The 20,039-nt window shown below is 62.8% G+C and carries 19 protein-coding genes and 1 riboswitch; of the genes, 12 read left to right on the forward strand and 7 right to left on the reverse strand.

Features of this window, described 5'->3' with window-relative positions:
• Positions 1-9 precede the first annotated feature (9 nt).
• The 9 genes from mgrA (at position 10) to GTP45_RS00665 (ending at position 8,486) form a co-directional block, all read left to right on the forward strand.
• Entirely contained in the window at positions 10-1,050 is a 1,041-nt protein-coding gene (gene mgrA, locus GTP45_RS00625; RefSeq protein ID WP_161011959.1) for an L-glyceraldehyde 3-phosphate reductase, read from the forward strand.
• Positions 1,050-1,952 (forward strand): LysR family transcriptional regulator, encoded by a 903-nt coding sequence (locus GTP45_RS00630; protein ID WP_161011960.1) that lies wholly within the window; start codon positions 1,050-1,052, stop codon positions 1,950-1,952. The genes mgrA and GTP45_RS00630 overlap by 1 nt, the downstream gene beginning before the upstream one ends.
• 97 nt (positions 1,953-2,049) lie before the next feature.
• Complete coding sequence (locus tag GTP45_RS00635; RefSeq protein WP_161011961.1) at positions 2,050-2,364, forward strand: DUF4148 domain-containing protein; 315 nt, start codon at positions 2,050-2,052, stop codon at positions 2,362-2,364.
• Positions 2,365-2,373: 9 nt separating this feature from the next.
• The gene (locus tag GTP45_RS00640; protein WP_161011962.1) at positions 2,374-3,804 is read left to right on the forward strand and encodes an efflux transporter outer membrane subunit; all 1,431 of its coding nucleotides are present in this window, start codon (positions 2,374-2,376) and stop codon (positions 3,802-3,804) included.
• Positions 3,805-3,853: 49 nt separating this feature from the next.
• Positions 3,854-4,351, forward strand: a complete 498-nt coding sequence (locus tag GTP45_RS00645; RefSeq protein WP_161011963.1) for a MarR family winged helix-turn-helix transcriptional regulator — start codon at positions 3,854-3,856, stop codon at positions 4,349-4,351.
• Positions 4,352-4,361: 10 nt separating this feature from the next.
• On the forward strand, positions 4,362-6,518 hold the full coding sequence (locus GTP45_RS00650; protein WP_161011964.1) for an FUSC family protein: 2,157 nt from the start codon (positions 4,362-4,364) through the stop codon (positions 6,516-6,518).
• Positions 6,496-6,708: a DUF1656 domain-containing protein gene (locus GTP45_RS00655; RefSeq protein WP_308494575.1), complete on the forward strand. Its 213-nt coding sequence runs from the start codon at positions 6,496-6,498 to the stop codon at positions 6,706-6,708. The genes GTP45_RS00650 and GTP45_RS00655 overlap by 23 nt, the downstream gene beginning before the upstream one ends.
• A 25-nt stretch (positions 6,709-6,733) precedes the next feature.
• Positions 6,734-7,594: an efflux RND transporter periplasmic adaptor subunit gene (locus GTP45_RS00660; protein ID WP_161011965.1), complete on the forward strand. Its 861-nt coding sequence runs from the start codon at positions 6,734-6,736 to the stop codon at positions 7,592-7,594.
• Entirely contained in the window at positions 7,587-8,486 is a 900-nt protein-coding gene (locus GTP45_RS00665) for a LysR family transcriptional regulator (RefSeq protein WP_161011966.1), read from the forward strand. Before GTP45_RS00660 ends, GTP45_RS00665 begins: the two co-directional genes overlap by 8 nt.
• On the opposite strand, the gene GTP45_RS00670 is transcribed toward GTP45_RS00665, so the two are convergent.
• The 6 genes from GTP45_RS00670 to GTP45_RS00695 all read right to left on the reverse strand — a co-directional run bounded on the left by GTP45_RS00670 (position 8,446) and on the right by GTP45_RS00695 (position 13,738).
• Complete coding sequence (locus tag GTP45_RS00670) at positions 8,446-8,931, reverse strand: ester cyclase (protein WP_161011967.1); 486 nt, start codon at positions 8,929-8,931, stop codon at positions 8,446-8,448. The two genes, GTP45_RS00665 and GTP45_RS00670, sit on opposite strands and share 41 nt — an antisense overlap.
• A gap of 108 nt (positions 8,932-9,039) precedes the next feature.
• Positions 9,040-9,786, reverse strand: a complete 747-nt coding sequence (locus GTP45_RS00675; protein WP_161011968.1) for an SDR family oxidoreductase — start codon at positions 9,784-9,786, stop codon at positions 9,040-9,042.
• 5 nt (positions 9,787-9,791) lie between these two features.
• Entirely contained in the window at positions 9,792-10,124 is a 333-nt protein-coding gene (locus GTP45_RS00680; RefSeq protein WP_161011969.1) for a hypothetical protein, read from the reverse strand.
• Positions 10,125-10,146: 22 nt separating this feature from the next.
• Positions 10,147-10,803, reverse strand: a complete 657-nt coding sequence (locus GTP45_RS00685) for a thiol:disulfide interchange protein DsbA/DsbL (RefSeq protein WP_161011970.1) — start codon at positions 10,801-10,803, stop codon at positions 10,147-10,149.
• Between the two features lie 83 nt (positions 10,804-10,886).
• Positions 10,887-11,759: a cobalamin-binding protein gene (locus GTP45_RS00690; RefSeq protein WP_371874401.1), complete on the reverse strand. Its 873-nt coding sequence runs from the start codon at positions 11,757-11,759 to the stop codon at positions 10,887-10,889.
• Positions 11,759-13,738, reverse strand: a complete 1,980-nt coding sequence (locus tag GTP45_RS00695) for a TonB-dependent receptor (protein WP_161011971.1) — start codon at positions 13,736-13,738, stop codon at positions 11,759-11,761. The genes GTP45_RS00690 and GTP45_RS00695 overlap by 1 nt, the downstream gene beginning before the upstream one ends.
• A 71-nt stretch (positions 13,739-13,809) precedes the next feature.
• Positions 13,810-13,910: riboswitch (cobalamin riboswitch) on the reverse strand.
• 100 nt (positions 13,911-14,010) lie between these two features.
• Here GTP45_RS00695 and GTP45_RS00700 point away from each other — a divergent pair.
• Complete coding sequence (locus tag GTP45_RS00700) at positions 14,011-14,817, forward strand: DODA-type extradiol aromatic ring-opening family dioxygenase (protein ID WP_161011972.1); 807 nt, start codon at positions 14,011-14,013, stop codon at positions 14,815-14,817.
• A gap of 58 nt (positions 14,818-14,875) precedes the next feature.
• Here GTP45_RS00700 and ylqF read toward each other — a convergent pair whose 3' ends face one another.
• Positions 14,876-15,826 (reverse strand): ribosome biogenesis GTPase YlqF, encoded by a 951-nt coding sequence (gene ylqF / locus GTP45_RS00705; protein ID WP_161011973.1) that lies wholly within the window; start codon positions 15,824-15,826, stop codon positions 14,876-14,878.
• Positions 15,827-15,948: 122 nt separating this feature from the next.
• Here ylqF and GTP45_RS00710 point away from each other — a divergent pair, with 122 nt between their 5' ends.
• Together GTP45_RS00710 and GTP45_RS00715 are read left to right on the forward strand one after the other, a co-directional pair.
• Positions 15,949-17,937: an OPT family oligopeptide transporter gene (locus GTP45_RS00710; protein WP_161011974.1), complete on the forward strand. Its 1,989-nt coding sequence runs from the start codon at positions 15,949-15,951 to the stop codon at positions 17,935-17,937.
• 56 nt (positions 17,938-17,993) lie between these two features.
• The gene (locus GTP45_RS00715) at positions 17,994-19,976 is read left to right on the forward strand and encodes an alpha/beta hydrolase family protein (protein ID WP_161011975.1); all 1,983 of its coding nucleotides are present in this window, start codon (positions 17,994-17,996) and stop codon (positions 19,974-19,976) included.
• The last annotated feature ends 63 nt before the right edge of the window (positions 19,977-20,039 follow it).

The raw sequence follows: 20,039 nt of genomic DNA on the forward strand, positions 1-20,039 counted from the left end.
ACATTTACAATGAGTTACCTCGCATCCCCGCACCGCTACGAAGAGATGCAGTACCGTACCTGCGGCCGCAGCGGCTTGAAGCTGCCGGCCATGTCGCTCGGCCTGTGGCATAACTTTGGCGATACCAATACCCTCGCCTCGCAGCGCGAGATGCTGCGCACCGCGTTCGACCTGGGCATCACCCACTTCGACCTCGCCAACAACTACGGCCCGCCGTACGGCTCCGCCGAAACCAATTTCGGCCACTTGTTCAAGGAAGACTTCAAGCCCTACCGCGATGAACTGATCATCTCCACCAAGGCCGGATGGGATATGTGGCCCGGCCCTTACGGCCAGGGCGGCGGCTCGCGCAAGTACGTGCTGGCCAGCCTCGATCAATCGCTGCAACGCATGGGCCTTGATTACGTCGATATCTTCTACTCGCACCGCTTCGATCCCGACACGCCGCTGGAAGAAACCATGGCGGCATTGGCGCACGCAGTCCACCAGGGCAAGGCGCTGTACGTGGGCGTGTCGTCCTACTCCGCCGAGAAAACCGCCGAAGCCGCGCGCCTGCTAAAGGACTGGAAGGTGCCATGCCTGATCCACCAGCCGTCCTACAATATGCTGAACCGCTGGATCGAAACCGAAGGCTTGCTCGACACGCTGGGCCAGGAAGGCATCGGCTGCATCACCTTCACCGCGCTGGCGCAAGGCATCTTGAGCGATAAGTATCTGAACGGCGTGCCGTCCGATGCGCGCATCAACCGTCCCGGCGGCGGCTCGCTGCAAAAGTCGCATCTGAGCGAAGCCAATCTGGAACGCGTGCGCGGCCTGAATGAAATCGCCAAGCGACGCGGCCAAACGCTGGCGCAAATGGCGCTGGCATGGGTGCTGCGCGATCCACGCATCACTTCTACGCTGATCGGCGCCAGCAACGCTGCGCAAATCCGCGAGAACGTGGCCGCGCTCAAAAACCTGTCCTTCACCGCAGAAGAACTGGCGCAGATCGACGCGCAGGCACAGGAAGGCGCCATCAACCTCTGGGCCGGATCGTCGTCGCACCGATAATGGATCGCTTCAACGCCATGCGCATTTTCACCCGCATCGTCGAGCTGGAAAGTTTCAGCAAGGCGGCGGAGGATTTGCAGATACCGCCCGCCACGGCCACCTACACCATCAAGCAGCTGGAGGCACGACTGGGTGTGCGTCTGCTCCAGCGCACCACGCGCCACGTCAGCACCACGCTGGATGGCCAGGCCTACTACCAGCGCTGCGTGCGGATCCTGGCGGATGTGGAGGAGACCGAGGCCGGTTTCGGTAACAGCGGCGTGGCGCCGCGCGGCAAGCTGCGGGTCGATTTGCAGGGCACACTCTCCCGGCATTACGTGCTGCCGCGCCTCAAGGAGTTCTTTGCCCGCTACCCGGACATCGAACTGGAAATCGGCATGGGCGACCGCTTGGTCGACCTGGTGCGCGACGGCATTGATTGCGTGCTGCGCGTGGGCGAGCTGCGCGACTCCAGCATGGTCGGCCGCCGCGTCGCCAGCTTGCAGCAGGTGACTTGCGCCAGCGCCGCCTATTTCAAGCAGCACGGCGTCCCGCTCACGCTGGACGATCTGCACACGCAGGGCCACCGCGCGGTCAACTTCTTCTCCTCCGCTACCGGCAAGATGTTCCCGTTTGATTTCATCGTCGATGGTGAAGAACGCAGCATCCACCTGCCGGGCAGCGTCTCTGTCGGCAGCGCCGAAGCTTACGCGGCCTGCTGCGCCAATGACCTTGGACTGGTACAGATGCCGCGCTACCACGTCGAACAGGAGCTCCGCAGCGGCGCCTTCGTCGAAGTGCTGGCGCAGTGGCGGCCGCGCCCTATGCCGGTCTCGGTGCTCTACCCGCATCAGCGCCAGTTATCGCCACGCGTACGGGTATTCGTCGACTGGCTGTCCGACGTAATGACCGCTGCTTCCTGAATCTCGTTTAAAAAAACCTATCGTGCCCATTGGAATTTTTTACTTTACAAATGTAATATTCATCTCTATAGTTGAATCATCAACCAAGGAGATCACCATGAGCACAACCACCAAGCATCTGCTGACCGCTGCCGCAACCGTGGCTTTTGCGATCGCCGCCACAGCTACCACCGTGACCAACGCTTTCGCCCAGACCGCGACGACGACCGCTCCGGCCGCCACTGCTACCGCAACCAGCGCCGCTAAAACCGCTGTCGCCAACAGCGCACTGGCCTCGGTCAAAGTGCAGCCAGCCGGCAAAACCCGCGCCGAAGTGCAAGCCGAATACTTTGAAGCACGCAAAAACGGCACCCTGCTGGAAACCGAAGCCGACTTCGACGTCGCTCAAACCCGCAAGCACATCGTCAAGTAAACAGCACCCGTGAAGCAGCTCGCGTCCGCCGCCGTCGTTGTCGCCGCAGCCTTGCTGGCTGCCGGTTGCGCGGACATGGGCAACGTCAAACCGCAGGCCGCGCAGCTCAAGCCCGCCGATCTGAGTCCCGGCAAGGCGCTCAGCGCCGCCAGCGCCAACGTGGCGTGGCCGGATGAACGCTGGTGGGAAGCGCTGCACGACGAGCAGCTGAACCAATTAGTGAACACCGCGCTGAGCGACAACCCATCGCTGCGCGCGGCGCTGGCCCGCGTACGTCAAGCCGAAGCACTGGCAGGCGTCGCCAAGGCCGCCACGCTGCCGCGCGTGGATGCCTCGGCCAGCGCCGACCGCGAGTTGTACTCGGCGCATAGCACGATCCCCGCACCACTGGCTGGGAACTACGCGTGGAAAAACACGGCCACGCTATCCGGTTCCTACGATCTGGATCTGTGGGGTCGCAACCGCGATGCGCTGGCCGCTGCGCTGGATGAAGTGCACATGGCAGCCGCCGAATCGCAGATGGCGCGCCTGACGCTGGAGACCTCCATCGTCCGCAGCTACATCCAGCTGTCGCTGGCCTACGCGCTGCAAGACAGCGTGGCCGCGAATCTGGCGCAGCGCCAGCGCATCCTCGATATCACGCGCCGCCGCAAGGCCGTAGGCATCGCCACCGATATCGACGTAACGAGTATTGAAACAACGCTGCCCGCAGGACGGCGCGAGCATGAGCAATATGGCGAGACCATCGCTCTGCTGCGCAACCAGCTGGCGGCACTGATCGGCAAGGGACCGGGCGACGGCGATGCGATCGCCCGGCCAATGCTGACCCTTGAAGGTGCGCACGACGCAGTACCAGCCAATTTGCCGGCCGAACTAGTAGGACGCCGCCCGGACATCGTGGCACAGCGCTGGCGCGTAGAAGCCTCCGGCACGCGCATAGCCAGCGCGAAGAAGGACTTCTACCCAAACATCAACCTGGCGGCGTTTGCCGGTGTGCAGTCGCTGGGCTTCGGCCACTTTCTGGAAGCAAGCTCGCAGATGCGCGGCATTACGCCCGCCGTCAGCCTGCCGATTTTTGAAGGCGGCCGCTTGCGCAGCCAGTTAGGCAATCAAACCGCGTTGTATGACGGCGCGGTTGAACAGTACAACGCCACAGTGATTCAAGCCATGTCGGACGTGGCCAATGCCGTGGTCAAGATTGAATCAGTCAAGCAGCAGGACCTGCTGGCGCAACGCGCACTCGATTCGGCGCGTCGCCAGCAGCAGCTTGCAGAACGCGCATATCAAGCCGGTTTGACGGATACTCTCAACGTCATCAACGCACAGATGACGTTATTGAACGAACAGCAGCAGATGGCGCAAGTGGCGAGCAAACAACTGGATAACTTCGCATTGTTGATGTCGGCGTTGGGCGGAGGCATAAAACTGGATTCACATTGATACTTAGATAGTACAATCAATCCTTTCCAAAAATATCAGAGGAGTGGCAATGAGTAGTTTTGAAGCGACTAAAAAACGCCTTAAAAATATCCATGGCCGAATACCGGAATTCCCAGAGGAGTTGATGCGCCTGGTGCGCATGACTTATCACATCCAGAAACGGATGAAAGATTTGAGTAACGCCGCGCTGCGCCAATACGACTTGGTCGATGCCAGCTACATGGTGCTGGCGGTGCTGTACGGTTCGGACAATGAAACATCGACCGCGTCGACGCTGGGCGAGGCCTGCATGGAAAAGCCGGCCAACCTGACGCGCGTGTGCAATGACCTGGAAGCCCAAGGCCTGATCACGCGCGGCAACCGTCCCGGCGACCGCCGCTGCGTGATGATTTCGCTGACCGACAGTGGCCGTGCGCTGGCCGAAAAAGTGCTGCCTGAAGTCTGGGCCAAGACCACGCGTGCCTACGATGGCTTCAGCGCGGAAGAAGCAAAACAACTGGAAGCGCTGCTGAAACGGCAGCTCGATAACTTAGAATCTCTTAGCTAGACCTCATCTCATGAACGCTTCTCCCGCCGCCCAGCCCTCCAAGGATCACAGCGCGGCGCGGAGAATATTCAACTGGTTTCAGTTTCAAACTGCCGATTGGCTACGCACCGAGGGCGAACGCTGGATCTTCGTCGCCAAGGCCATGCTGGCTTCCTTCTCGGCGCTGTGGCTGGCCTTTCGCCTCGGCCTCGACGCTCCCTACACCGCACTTGCCACCACCATCATTCTCGCGATGCCCAGCAGCGGCATGGTGCTGGAGAAGGCCTTCTACCGTTTTCTCGGCACGCTGGTCGGCTGTTCGGCCGCGCTGGCGCTGGTGGGCTTGTTCCCGCAAATGCCGACCGTGCTGTTTATCGGCCTGGCGCTGTGGGTGGCGCTGTGCACCGGCGGCGCGGCCATGCATCGCAATCAGCAGTCATATAGTTTTGTGCTGGCTGGGTACACGGCGGTGATGATCGCGGTGCCGGCGGTGGATGCGCCGGCCAATGTGTTCACGCTGGCGGTGACGCGGGTGACCGAGGTTGGGCTGGGGATTATTTGTTCGGCAGTGGTGCACGATGTGTTTTTCCCGCGCCGCCACTCGCGCGCCGTGATGCGCACGGTGCAGGCGCGCTATGCGGGCTTTATCGATTTCTGCCGCAAGGTGCTGGAGCAGCGCATCACGCCTGCCGACGCGGAGTTGAATCACCTGAAGTTTGCAGCAGATATCGCGGCGCTGGAGTCGGGCCGCGCCGCCGCGTTCTTTGAAGCTGGCCATTCGCGCTCGCACACGCGCCAGCTGCACGCGTTCAACGCGGCCTTCATGACGGCGCTGACGACGTTCTACACGCTGCACCGTCTAAGCCATCGCCTACGCGCGGCCAGCGCGAACGCCGCCGGCATGGCCCGCGTGCTGGCGCTGGTCGAGCCGCTGGAGGCGCATATGGCTGCGGCGCTGCGCGACGACCTCACCGCCGCGCGGCTGGCGCAGATGCGCAATGCGCTGGCGAACGACATCATCGCCGCGCGCGCGCAACTGGCTGCTGGCCCGGCAGTGGAGCGCGCGCTGCAAATCGATTTCGACACGGCAGTCGAACTGCTGGAACGCTTTGCCGGCAACCTCGCCGACTTCGCCACGCTGTACCACGGCTTAGCGCAAGAGAAGCGCCAGCAAGTCAGCGATCCCGGCTCCTACTCGCCGAAGACGCCGCCCGCCATCATCGTCGCCAGTGGCGTGCGCGCTGGCGCCACGCTGCTGATCACCGCTGCCATATGGTACTGGCTCGCATGGTCCGCCACCATCAATACCATCTTGATGGCGACCATCTTCTGCGCACTGGCCTCCTCCTCCCCGAAACCAACGGTACTGGTATCGCAAGTGCTGATCGGCTTCCTGATCGCCATGCCGCTCGCTTTCATCACCGAGTTCCTGATGGTCGCCAAAGCCGACAACTTCTACCCGCTGGTGCTGGCCGCCCTGCCGTTATTCGCCTTCGGCGCTTACCTCAGCAGCGGCCCGCGCTGGGCCGGCGTCGGCATAGGCCTCGGCATGTTCTCCGCGACGCTGGTGGTGCCCACCAACTTGATGCGCTACGACGTTGAATCCTTCATCAGCAGCGAACTCTCGCTAACCATGGGCGTCGGCGTGGCCTACCTGATGTTCAAGGTAGTGCTGCCCGAGCACACCATGGGCCATCGCGGCCACGTCGCCGCGGCCTTGTGGCGCGAAGCGCAAAACGCATGCAGCGCGCGCCTGCACCGCCTCAAGCGCCGCTTCGACAACCGCGTGCGCGACCTGCTAAGCCAAGTGAACGCCGCCGCCGGCCCCGCACCGAATGCCGAAACGCGCGCCGTAGTACGCCAAGGCTTAACCCTGCTGGAACTGGGCCACGCCGTGATCGAACTGCGCCATCTGCTGGCCGCCTCGCACGCAGGCGCCGCGCGCGACAGCCTCCAAGCCGTGCTGCACTTGCTGGCCGCCTACCTGCACGCGCCATCGCGCGCCAGCGGCGAGCGCGCACTGCAAGCCATCCTCGATGCCGGCGCCGCCGTTCGCGCCGCCCTGCCCGACGCCCATCCCGAACGGCGCGCGCGCCTGCACACCGCGCTGACGGATCTGCATTCCATTTACACGTCCTTGCTGGACCAGCTATCAGGAGAACCGCATGTTCCAACACCTGCCGCGTGAAGTCGACTTTTTCGGCGTGCTGCTGCCCGGCGTATTGCCGGTATTCCTCGCCGCCGTGCTGCTACAACTGGTGCTGGACGCAGGCCTGAGCTACGTCGGCGCCTATCGCCGCAGCTGGCACCCGGCGCTGGTACGGCTCTGCATGTTCGTCTGCATCTTCAGCGCCTTACTGGTCACGCTGTACAAATAACTTAAACCTTCTGTGAGAATCACCCGTGAGCGCATCTAAAATTTTCCGATTTTGCCTGACCATGTTGTTGCTGGCGGCAGCCCTGTGGATGGGCCGCTCGGCATGGGACCACTACATGGAATCGGCATGGACCCGCGATGGCCGCATCAAAGCCGACGTAGTCACCATCAGCGCCGACGTCGCAGGCACCGTGACCGAAGTACTGGTGCACGATAACCAGCTGGTGCAAAAAGGCGAGGTGCTGTTCGTGGTCGACAAGGCGCGCTACGAAAATGCACTGGCACAGGCCAAGGCCATGCTGGCGTCGCAGCAGGTAGAGAAAGGCCGCCGCACGCAGGAAGCCAAGCGCCGCGCGGGCTTGGACACCACCATCGTGTCGGCCGAGAGTAAAGAGACCGCCGAAGCCGCAGCAGGCACCGCGTCAGCGCAATATCAAGCCGCACTGTCGGCCCGCAATCTGGCGGAGCTGAACCTGGAACGCACCGTGGTGCGCGCCCCGGTCACCGGCTACGTCACCAACTTGAACGTGCACACGGGCGACTTCGCCGCCGTCGGCGCAGCCAAGCTGGCCCTGATTAACAGCGAATCGTTCTACGTGGTAGGCTACTTTGAAGAGACCAAACTGCCGCTGCTAAAAGTGAACGACAAGGTGGAAGTCCACATGATGAGCGGCGAAGCGCAGCTGCAAGGCCACATCGAAAGCATCGCGCGCGGCATCACCGACCGCGACGCCAACATGGGCCGCGAGCTGCTGGCCGACGTCAACCCAACCTTCAATTGGGTGCGCCTGGCGCAACGCGTGCCGGTGCGCATCCATATTGATGAAAAGCCGAAGAACCTCGATCTGGTGGCCGGTACAACTTGCACAGTGGTGATCCATGGATAGCAATCTGATTCGCCTGTTCCTCGACGCTGCGCAGCTGGGCAGCTTTTCGGCGGCGGGCCGCAAGCAAGGCTTGTCGCCGGCGGCGGCCAGCGCCAGCATCTTGCGGCTGGAAGCATCGCTGCAAGTGAAACTATTCGAGCGCACTACACGCCAGTTACGTCTGACCGAGGAAGGCCGCTTGTATCGGCACTTCAGCGAGCAGGCGATGGCGCTGATGACGGAGGCGGAAGACAGCCTGCACGCCGGCACCAGTGCGGTACGCGGCGTGGTGAAGATCTCCGCGCCGTCGGATCTCGGCCGCAACGTGCTGCTGCCGATGCTGGACGAATTCCGCGCGCGCCATCCAGAGGTGCAGTACGCGCTGACGCTCAGCGACAGCACTTCCAACCTGGTGCAGGACGATATCGACCTCGCGCTGCGCTACGGCCAATTGGCGGACAGCGAAATGGTGGCGCGCGTACTGGCGCCGAGCCGCCGCGTAGTCTGTGCCGCGCCATCGCTGATCGCGCAGGACGGCGGCCCGGCCACGCCGGAAGACTTGGCCAGCCTGCCTACACTGGTACTAGTCACGGCGATCGGCCCGATGCAGGAATGGCGCTACCGCAGCAACGACGCCGCCGATGAGCGCCTGTCAGTGCGCGTGCGCCGCTCGCAGCAGAGCAATGACGGCGAGATTATCCGCAAGTGGGCGATTGCCGGCCAAGGCTACGCTTACAAATCCATCCTCGATATTTCGGACGATCTGCGTTGCGGGCGGCTGGTGACGGTGCTGGACGAATACTTCACCGACAGCGCGCCGCTCAACCTCCTGTACCACCGCAACCGCTACCAGCCGCCGCGCATCGCGCTGCTTATTGAGTTTTTGCTGGAGCGCTTTGCGAACCTGGCATAAGGCCCATTTGCTGCAATAAGGTCAGGTTGTCTTCAAGGTGCCAGTTCTCGGCAATGCGGCCATCCACCACGTGATACAGGTCGAAGGCTTGGAAGTCGATGGCCTGGCCCGCGCCTTGCGCGTCGCCGAACTTGCCGGTGAAGTGGCCGGTGAAGTGCAGCCGCACCGAAACATGGTCGCCGTGCGGCACGATGTGGGTGGCTTCCGCGCGCAAGTCCGGCACCGCCGCACGGAAGGCCTTGGACGCTTGCAGCGGGCCATTCACGCCCTGCTCGCGGCCAGCCGGCAAAGTGCGGTCGATAAAATCCGGGGCCAGCGCTTTTTGCGCCAGGGCCGGATCGCCGGTATTCCAGAAAGCCGCGTAGGTACGGGCGGCGTCAACGACAGGATCGGCGTGGGCAGCAGTGGCGCCGGCAAACAGACTAGCAAGAACAAGTGCTTTCATGATGGCTTCCTTGGGTTGAGTTGATGGAAGCCATTCTGCGCTCCGCAGCGCCACGGGGGAATGTGGCGCCCCCTTGAAGCACTTTCAATTACAGATTGAAGATCGGGCTTAGCGCGCGCCACCCGCATCCACCAGCGCACCGCTGACGTAGGAAGACTGCTCGCTCAGCAGCCAGAGGATGGTTTCGGCGATTTCTTCCGGCTGGCCGCCGCGTCCGAGCGGCACGGTGGACGCCAATTTGTCGACGCGATCCGCATCGCCGCCGCTGGCGTGAATCTCGGTGTAGATAATCCCCGGCCGCACGCAGTTGACGCGGATGCCTTCAGGGCCGACTTCTTTCGAAAGACCCAGCGTCAGCACGTCGACCGCGCCCTTGGAGGCCGCGTAGTCCACGTAAACATTGCCGCCGCCATGGCGCGAGGCACCCGAAGACACATTGACGATCGCACCACCCTGCCCGCCGCGCGCGGTGGACATGCGCTTGACCGCCTCGCGGCTGCACAGGAAATAGCTGAGGATATTGGTGTTGAACACACGCTGCAAGCGCTCGGCCGACATATCGGCCAGTTTGCCCTGCTGTTCCAGCACGCCGACGTTGTTGACCAGCGCCGTCAGTGGCCCCAGCTTTTCATCGACGACGGCGAATAAACGCAGCACGTCCGCCTCGACGCCGACGTCGGCCTGCACGGCGATCGCCTCGCCGCCTTCGGCCACGATCTGCGCACGCAGGCGCTCGGCCGCAGCGGCGTTGCTGTGGTAGTTGATGCAGACCGCGTAACCGCGGCGGCTGGCCAGCAGCGCGATCGCGGCCCCGATCCCCCGGCTGCTGCCGGTTACCAGCAAGACCTGCTTCATGGGGCTTACTTGGCCGGGCTGAGATTAGTCAGCGCGTAGGTCAGGTGCTGCCACCAGTGTTCGCGCGACTGCACCGTGCGCAGGCATTTTTTATCGAGTTCGGTTTTAAACACCGGATCCATGCACTGCTTGGTGAGCAACGCGTTGCGCTGGTTCTCGGCGTTCACCAGCGCGACGCTCAGCCAGAAAATCAGGCCGAGGAACACGATGGCCAAGCTCCACGCGACGTGGTTGATGTAGGCCCATTCAAACAAGGTCTCCAGCGCCGGGGAAGATTCCTTGTAAATCTTCATGACCTGGCCTTCGACTTCCTCTTGCTCGTTGCGAGGGAATTTCATTGCCCTACCCGTCCTTCCTTGATTACTTCTTGCCCGCGCGTTCCTGCAGCGATTTCGCTACCAGGCTATCGACCACCGCGAACATGGCTTTGTGCGCCTCGTCGGCCGAGGTCAGGCCGTGTCCCGCCACTGCCGGCGAGGTGGTGTAATGGCCGTCGATCACCAGAGCCGGCACACTATCCAGTTTATACTGCGCGGCCACTTGCTGCGCGCGTTTCAATTTGGTCTGTACGCCGAAGGAATTGAACGCTTCCAGATATTTGGCCTTGTCTACGCCGTTCTTGACCAGGAAGTCCAGCAGGGAAGCATCGGTATTCAGGCGGTTGCGCTCCACGTGGATGGCGCGGAACAGTTTCTCGTGCAGGTTCGTGATGTTCAGGGCTTCCAGCGTGTAGAAAGCCTTGGCTTGCGCGTCGTCGCCCATGTGCATGCGCTTGAAGACGATCTTGTCGCCGTTCTTTTTCACCCAGTCAGCCAGCACCGGATCGAGCACGTTGCAGTGCGGGCAGTGGTACATGAAGAACTCCAGAACCTCGACCTTTTTGCCGGTCTCCGGGCGCGGAGCGTTGACGGTGTTGTAATCCAGGCCATCCTTGAAGTCGGCGGCGGAAGCGCCGGCGGCGGCAGCCATGAAGGCGACGGTGGCAAGCAGTGGGCGCAGGAAGCTCAGGAAACGCATAACAGTCCTTGAATGTGAGATAAGTGGCAAACGCGGGGAGATTACCACTTTTTCCCCGCTTCGGCCTAGGTATTAAGCTGGCTTTAAGGGCGGCGCTTGCGAGCTGAGTCCAGTTTTTCACACAGCACGGCGATGCCGTCGGCAATGCGCGGCGTGGCGCGCACCAGTCGTTCGCTATCGAGCATGAACAGGTTGTCGCGCTGAACCGCCAGCATGCCCTTGTACGGCTTCCAGATATTGATGCCGGACTGGCTGTCATGCCGCTCGCTGCCGATGATGGCTTCTGGATTTTCCTGCAACACCGCTTCGGTGCTGACCGACGGCGCGGTCACTTTCAAGCCGGCGAACACGTTGCGGCCGCCGCACACGCGCATGGCGTCGCTGGCGATATGCTCGCCGTTCAGCGTGAACAGCGGCTTTTCCCAGATTTGGTAGAACACCTTGACCGGCGGGCGCTGAGCGTAAGTGGCGGTCAGCCTGGCAATTTTCTGGCGGTAGTCGCGCGCGGCTGCTTGGGCAGCGGCGTCGGTGCCGAGCAGTTGGCCGAGGCGGGTCAGGCTAGTCGCCACCTCCTCCAGCTTTTTAGGCTCGCTGTAGAAAATCGGGATGCCAAGACTTTTCAGCTGCGCCAGTTGGCGCTCGGTGTTCCCGGTTTGCCAGACCACCAGCAAATCCGGGCGCAGCGCCAGCACGCGCTCCATGTCGATCTGGGCGTCGCTGCCGATCAGCGGCAGGCGCTTGGCCGCTTCCGGGTAGTCGCTGAAGTTCATGGCGCCGACCACGCGCTCGCCGCCGCCTGCCGCGAACAGCAGTTCGGTGATGTGCGGCGCGGTCGAGATCACGCGCTGCGCAGGCTTGGCCAGCGTGACGCGGTTGCCGGCGTCGTCCTGCACGGTGATGGCGGCGTGGGCGGAGCCAGCCAGCGCCAACATGGTCAAGATCGCAGCGCGCATCATCAGAACTCGTATCGCGCCGAGAGTTTCAACTGGCGGCCGTCCGACGGGTAGATGCCACCCTTGCAGGAGAAGGCTTGCGAGTAGTAATGCTTGTCCGCGAGGTTCTGGCCCGAGATCGCCCATTCCCACTGGCCGAATTTGCGCGCGTAGCGTGCGTCCAGCGTGGCGTAAGACGGCATCTCGCCCGCGCAGCTATTGCTGAAGTCCGAGCCATAGCGCTGCTTGTCGGCCCACTGCACGCCGACATCGGCGCTTTGGCCGTCGGCCGGAGTCCAGCTCAACCGCGCGGTCAGCACGTTCTTCGGCACCAGCACCATCTCCTTGCCATCGTTGACGCCCTCGGTGAACTTGGCTTGTACGTGCTGATAGTGTGCACTGACAGTCCACGCGGCGGCGATGCGCTGTTCAGCATCCAGCTCAAAACCTTGGCGGCGGGTCGGGTCCAGATTGGTGTTGGCGCCATAACCGAAGTTCAGCGTTGGATCGTAGAAGATTTCGTTGACCAGATTGTGGCGGAACACGCGCGCAGTGATCTTTTGCGCGGCGTTGGCGTAGCTCAGGCCCAGTTCCGCGTCGTGCGATTGCTGCGCCGCCAGCGGCTTGTTGAAGACTGGCGTGTAGGCGTTTTCGTCGGAGTTCGCCACGCGGTAGCTCTGGCCTACCTTGCCGAATACAGTCAGCGCGGCGACCGGCATGTAGCTGGCTTGCAGCTCCCATGCGTTCAAGCCCTGCACCACGTTGTAGGCGGCGCCGGCCAGCGGGTCGGTGAAGTCCTTGTCGAAGATTTCGCGGCGCACGCCGGCCGAGACGCGGCCTTCATGGGCGGCGTCGAAGCGCAGTTCGTCGCGCAGGTACAGCGCTTTCGATTTTTGATGGGCGTCGGCAGCGGAGAAGCTGGAGGTCGTGGTGCGCTCCCACTTGATGAAGTCCACACCAGCTACCAGCTCGTTGACCATGCCGTTGATCGCGCCCAGCTTGCGCACGCGCGGCGAGAATTGCCACTGCTTGCTGTCGTAGCTTGAGGCCGATGGAACACCGCCGTAGAAGTATGTCGCGTCCACCGTCTTCTTGCGGTACGACAGATCGGCGGCGACATCGTGGCCAAACAAGCGGTATTGACCGGACACGATCAGGCGGTCACTATCGAGCGAGCCGTTGTCGTTCGGCGTGGTGGTCTTGCGCGGATTGGCGTTGAACTGCGCTTCGCTGAGCGAACCGGCAAAGCGCGAATCCTGGCGCGCACCTTCGTAGCGGAAGCCGATGCGGTCAAATTGATTGGCGAACCACTGCGCGCCGCCGCTGAATTGGGTTTGTTTGAAGTCGTTGTTATCGCGGTAGTTGTCGCTGCGCTGGGTGCCGAGCGTGGCGTCGGCGGCAAAGTTGTCCCATGCCTGCGCGCCCGACACGCGCACTTCACCGGCGTGGAACTGGCCGCCTTCGACGAACACGCTGCCACGGCTACTGTTGGCCGTTGGACGCTTGGTGACGATGTTAATCACACCGCCGGTCGCGCCGTCGCCGTACAACACGCTGGCGCCGCCGCGCGTGATTTCAATGCGTTCCACGGTGTCGATCGGGATGGTCGACAGGATGGCGTTGCTCAATTCATTCTCCGACAAGCGCACGCCATCCAGCACGATCACCAGATTCTGGCTGCTGTTGGTGCCGAAGCCGCGCAGATCAAGGCCGAAGTCCGGGCTGCCGTCCAGCGACTGGCGGCCGTACACACCGCCGATTTTGCGGATGGCGGCATTGACGTCGTTGGCGCCGGCGCGGCGAATCTCGTCCGCGCTGATGATGGTGGCGCCGATAGGCGCCAGCGCCGGATCAGCGTCAAAGCGCGAACCGGTCACAGTGACGCTGGCAAGCGCCGCGCCGCCCTGCGTGGCGCCATCTTCGGCCAGTACAACGGTGGGAGCGGTAAAGCACAGGGAAACGGCGGCAGCCAGCAAGCGCGGGCGGAAGGCGGAGGAAATCATTATTGTGGTCATTTTCGAAAGAGACATCCGCCGGCGTCCCCGCAGGCTGGAAGCGTACGGAAGCTGCATCGCAGCTTCCCCCTCGTCTGGCCGGTATCCGGGCTGGTTACGGTTGCGGGGGCAGCACACTGGGGTTACGTGTTTCCCTGTCGCCAGACGGGCGTATTATACGCCCGACAAGATCATTCAGCTTTTAGATATGATCTATCCATATTTACAGCATTGATTGCGTAGTTTGAGGTGTTTATAGTGAAGTCTGAAAGGAATTCACCATGAAGCTACCTACCTATTTTCTGTCCCACGGCGGCGGTCCATGGCCGTTCATGATGGACCAAGTCGGCCACCTGTACGCCAAGCTGGACGCGTCGCTGCGCGATATTCCGCGCCAAATCGGCGTCACGCCCAAGGCTGTGCTGGTGATTACGGCGCACTGGGAGGGCCGCGAATTCATGCTGTCGTCGTCGGCCAAGCCGCCGATGATTTACGACTACGGCGGCTTCCCGCCGCACACCTACCAAGTGCAATACTCGGCGCCCGGCTCGCCGGAGTTGGCGGCGCAGGTGCAGGCCTTGCTGCAGGCCGGCGGCCACGCGGCGGTGCTGGATGCGGAGCGCGGTTTCGATCATGGTACTTTCAGCGCCATGTATCCGGTGTACCCGCAGGCCGATGTGCCGATCGTGCAGCTGTCGCTGAAGTATGGACTGGATCCAGAGACGCACTTGGCGGTGGGCCGTTTGCTGGCGCCCTTGCGCGAACAGGGCGTGCTGATTATCGGCAGCGGCCTTAGCTACCACAACCTGCGCGCGTTCAATGCGAATGGCGCAGCGGCGTCGCACGCGTTTGACGGCTGGCTGCAACAGGCGATGGCGCTGCCGCCGCAGGAACGCAGCGCGGCGCTGGTGGAGTGGGAACAAGCGCCGGCGGCGCGCATGGCGCATCCGCGCGAGGAGCACTTGCTGCCGTTGATGGTGGTGGTGGGCGCTGCGGAGAATGAACCCGCAACCATGCCCTACCACGAAGATGCTTTTATGGGTGCTCTCGCCGTCAGTAGTTACCGCTTCGGACAGGCCGCGGCTTAAAGCTTGACGCTGCACCCCGCCCCCTGCTCTGCATTGGGGGTGGGGTGCTAACAGCGTTCTATGTACCGCGCTTGCCGTTGGCGGCGGCGCGGGCTTTTTCGGCGGCGATGGCGGCTTTTTCGGCTGCCTTCACTGCCATCTCTTCGGCGTGCTGCGCCAGACGCACGCCACGCGTCTCCGGCGTCTCCAGCGAGATGCGGCCTAACACGCCGCTGCGGTAATCGCCGAGGAAGGTATGTGCCGCTTTCTCGTAATCGAGATCGCCGCCCTTCTGGCGGAAGCCGCGCTTCATGCCCACGCCTTCCACTACGCCAATCGCATCAAATGTCTCAATCTCTTTAAAACCGTAGCGCGCCACCAGCAACTCCGGGTAGTGCACCAGCAGCTCGCCGGCCAGGAACTCGGCCACTTCCTCTTCGATCAGCGCGTTCGAGCCAATCGCGTGGCTGGCCGCCAGCATCAGGCCATCGCTCGGCAGCGCGATCTTCGGCCACAACATGCCCGGCGTATCGACCAGGATGGTGTTCTTGTCGAGATAAAGCTTTTGCTGCTGCTTGGTCACGGCCGGCTCGTCGCCCACTTTGGCCACGCGCTTTTTCAGCAAGGCGTTCATCAGCGTCGATTTGCCGACGTTGGGTATCCCCATGATCATGATGCGCAGCGGCTTGGTCGGCACGCCGCGGTGCGGCGCCAGTTGCTTGGCCAGATCAGGAATGCGCGCCACGTCGGCTGGCTTCTTGGTGGTCATGGCGTAGGCGGTCACGCCTTCCTGCGCGTTGTAGTAGGCAGTCCAGGCGGCGGTGGCGGCCGGATCGGCCAGGTCGATCTTGTTCAAAATTTTCAGGCACGGACGCTGGCGGAACTTGCGCAGCTCCTCCACCATCGGGTTGGTGCTGGCCTCGGGCAGGCGCGCGTCGACCACCTCGATCACCAGATCGGTGTTCTCCATCTGTTCCGCCGCCTTCTTCTTGGCGGCGTTCATATGCCCTGGGTACCATTGTATCGACATGCTCTGACCTTCAAAATCGTTCTAACAATCCGCTATTTTACCTGCTGGACGGCGCGGGATTCGTTTATGATGAGGCGCGTTATCCCTTTTATTACACAAACAATAACTACGGAGTGCTGAAGATGAGCATAGCTGCACCGTCCAACCCGAAAGAAATCACGCTACGCGGGATTATTTTGGGGATTCTGATTACGCTGGTATTTACCGCCGCCCAGGTCTATCTGGGACTGAAAGTCGGCCTGACCTTCGCCACCTCGATCCCGGCCGCGGTGATTTCGATGGCGCTGCTCAGCGCTTTCAAGGATGCCACCATCCAGGAAAACAATATCGTCCAGACCATCGCCTCCGCAGCGGGCACCTTGGCCTCGGTGATTTTCGTGCTGCCAGGCCTGCTGATGATCGGCTGGTGGGCGCACGTGCCGTTCTGGCCGACCTTCGGCGCTTGCGCCGTCGGCGGCGTGCTCGGTGTGATGTACACGGTGCCGCTGCGCCGCGCGCTGGTGTCGCAGTCCGACCTGCCCTATCCTGAAGGCGTGGCCGCCGCCGAAGTGCTGAAAGTCGGCATGGCCTCGCGCGAAGGCGCGGCCGAAGGTAAAGCCGGTCTGCGCGCGGTGGTATGGGGCAGCCTGACCTCGGCGCTGTTTGCAGCCGGCGGCGCGGCCAAGCTGATGGCCGCTGAAGTGGCGATCTTCTTCCGCACCGGCGCTGGCGCCACCGGCATCGGCGCATCGAGCTCGCTGGCGCTGATCGGCGCTGGTCACCTGATGGGCATCACGGTCGGTATCGCCATGCTGGCCGGCTTGATCATCGCGTGGGGCATCCTGGTGCCGCTGATGAGCAATCTGACCCCGCTGGCGGCTGGCGTAGAAGTCGCCGACCACGCGCTGGGCATTTGGAAAACGCAAGTGCGCATGATGGGCGCAGGCGTGATCGGCATTGCCGCCATCATCACGCTGGCCGGTCTGGCCAAGCCGATTCTGGGCGGTTTGAAATCGGCCATGGAAACTGCGCGCAAAGCCAAGCTGGAAGGCGCGTCGCTGGATCGCACCGAACTCGATATCCCGATCTTCATCGTCGGCCTGGTCACGCTGCTGTCGATGGTGCCTGCGGGCTGGCTGCTGGCCAGCTTCCTGCAAGGCGGCCCGCTGGCGTCGCTGTCGGTACCGCTGGTGGCGGTCGGCGTGGGCTACGTGCTGGTGGCCGGTATCTTTGCCGCTGCGGTGTGCGGCTACATGGCGGGCCTGATTGGTTCGTCGAACTCGCCGGTATCCGGCATCGCCATCCTGACCATTCTTGGCGCGGCGCTCAGCGTCGGCATGGTCGGCCGCAGCGTGATGGGCCCGGAAGTGGCGCAGGCGCTGATCGCTTACGCGCTGTTCGTCACCACCGTGGTGCTGGCGGTGGCCGTGATCGGCAACGACAACCTGCAGGATTTGAAGACCGGCCAATTGGTCAACGCCACTCCGTGGAAGCAGCAGGTTGGCTTGCTGATCGGCGTTGCCGCCGGTTCCTGCGTAGTGCCGCCGGTGCTGGAGCTGCTCAATCACGCCAACGGTTTCGTCGGCGCGCCGAATCTCGATTCGATCTCCGACCAGCCGCTGGCCGCGCCGCAAGCGCTGCTGATTTCCACCCTGGCCAAGGGCGTCATCGGCGGCAATCTGCAATGGGATTTGCTGGGCTATGGCGTGCTGATCGGCCTCGGTCTGGTGCTGATTAACTTCGCGCTGAAAAAATCCAGCAACAATCAATACAGCTTGCCGCCATTGGGCGTGGGCCTGGCGATTTATCTGCCGAGCGCCGTGATCACTCCTGTCGTCATCGGCGCGATTACCGGCTACCTGTTCGACCGCGCGGTTGAAAAGAAAGCCGGCGGCGAAGCGGCCAAGCGTATCGGCGTGCTGGTGATGTCGGGCTTCATCGTCGGCGAGAGTTTGTTCAACGTGGCGCTGGCCGGCTTGATCGTGCTGTCGGGCCAAGGCGAGCCGCTGGCGGTAGCCACCGGCATGGGCGAAGGCACCAGCATGACGGTCGCGCTGATCGTCGGCACCGCCATCGTGTGGGGCTTGTACCGCTGGTCGGCCAAGAGCGGCCAGGCTGTCCATCGTAGTTGATAGACAAATAAGCCCTCGGCCTCTATGATTGCCAAATTCGCAATCATAGAGGCCACATGAAAAAAAACCTGCTCCCCCTCCTGTTCGCGCTGCTGGCCCACGGCGCACACGCTGCGGCACCTCGCGCCGCCGATTTCTTCCAAACTCCGCAAGTCAGCCATGTCAGCTTGTCGCCCAAGGGCGGCTATGTCGCTGCGGTGACGGCGCTGCCGGACAGCCAAACCGCACTGGCGGTGCGCGATACGCGCGATCTGTCCAAATTCAAAGTCATCATCAAGACCTCCGAGAATGAGGTCATCACGGCGGTTCACTGGATCAATGAAAACCGCATCGGCTTCACCATCAAGAACCTGCGCATTGAGTTCGAAGGCAACCTCGATGAAATGGCGGCCGACCGCGATGGCAGCAACCTCACGCACCTCATCAGCGGCAACTGGGAGCATAACCGCGAGGCCACCGGCAGCATGATCAAGGCGCGCCTGCTGACCGCCGACTATTTCTTCTACGATGTCACGCACGACGGCTCGGACGATATCATCGTCGAGAAGTACGTGTGGAACCAGATCGATCCGCAGCCCGACCATTCGCGCCTGTACCGGCTCAATACCCGCACCCGCCTGTTGAGCGATCTGCTGGACGGCACCCAGCCGGACGCGGTGCAAGATTGGCTGGTCGACGCCAACAGCGTGCCGCGCATCGCGCAGTCGCGCAAAAAGGGCCGCTGCATCAGCAGCTACCGCGCCGCCAAGGAAACCACTTGGCGCGAACTCGATAACGGCACCTGCTTCCAGGACAAGCTGTTCGAGCCGCTGTTCTTCGACGGCGACGATACGCTGTACGTGCGCGCCAGCCACCAAGGCTACGGCGCCCTGTTCCGCTATGATCTCAAGGCCATGAAGCTGGCCGCCACGCCGTTCGTGTCGGTGCCGGGCTTTGACTTCAACGGCACGCCGGAAATCGATAGCGCCAGCCGCCGCCTGCTCGGCATCCATGTGCAAACCGATGCCGGCACCACGGTCTGGCTCAATCCGCAGATGAAGGCCGACCAGGCCAGGATTGACGCCCTGCTGCCGGCCACCACCAACACCATCCGCTGCGGCGGCGAGTGTCTGGCTTCGCCGGTGCTGCTGGTGGTGGCGTCGTCCGACCGCCAGCCCGACCATTACATCATCTACGACCGCGCCAGCGGCAAGCTGGCCGGCTTGGGCTCGTCGCATCCCGGCATCGATCCGGCGTTAATGGGCCTGCGCGACTTCCACCGCTATAAGGCGCGCGATGGCCGCAGCATTCCGGCCTACGTCACGCTGCCGCCGGGCGACGCGGCCGGCCCGCGCCCGGCCGTGGTGCTGGTGCACGGCGGCCCGCACGCGCGCGGCGCTTACTGGGACTGGGATGCCGAGGCGCAGTTCCTGGCGGCGCGCGGCTACGTGGTGATCCAGCCGGAATTCCGCGGCGGCACCGGCTTCGGCTATGACCACTTCCGAGCAGGCATGAAGCAATGGGGCATGGCGATGCAGGACGACCTGGCCGACGCTGCGCAGTGGGCGATCAAGCAAGGCTGGGCCGATCCCAAGCGCATCGCCATCATGGGCGCCAGCTACGGCGGCTACGCCACCCTGATGGGACTCATCAAAAACCCGGAACTGTACCGCTGCGGCGTTGAGTGGGCCGGCGTGACCGATATCGGCCTGCGCTTCACGGCGGTGCAGTCGGACGCCTCGCGCGAGACGCTCAACTATTCGCTGCGCACCTTGATCGGTGATCCCGACAAGGACGCGGAACTGTTCCGCCGCTACTCGCCGCTGGTGCGCGCGGCTGAGCTGAAACAGCCGCTGTTGATGGCGCATGGTTTCGAAGACCGCCGCGTGACGATGGAACACGCCACCCGCTTCTACAATGCGGTCAGGCAGCACAATCAAAACGTCGAGTTAATCACCTACCCGAACGAGGCTCACGGCTGGCGCCACGAGGAAAACCGCATCGCCTTCTGGCAACGGGTGGAAGCCTTCCTCGACAAGAACCTCAAGCAGGCCAACTAGGCGCACTCCTACTTGCGCGTGGCCGGTGCACCGACAGCGCCCACCGGCCATGCGCGGCATGAT

Source organism: Duganella rivi, from assembly GCF_009857435.1.
Classification (GTDB): Bacteria; Pseudomonadota; Gammaproteobacteria; order Burkholderiales; family Burkholderiaceae_D; genus Rugamonas; species Rugamonas rivi.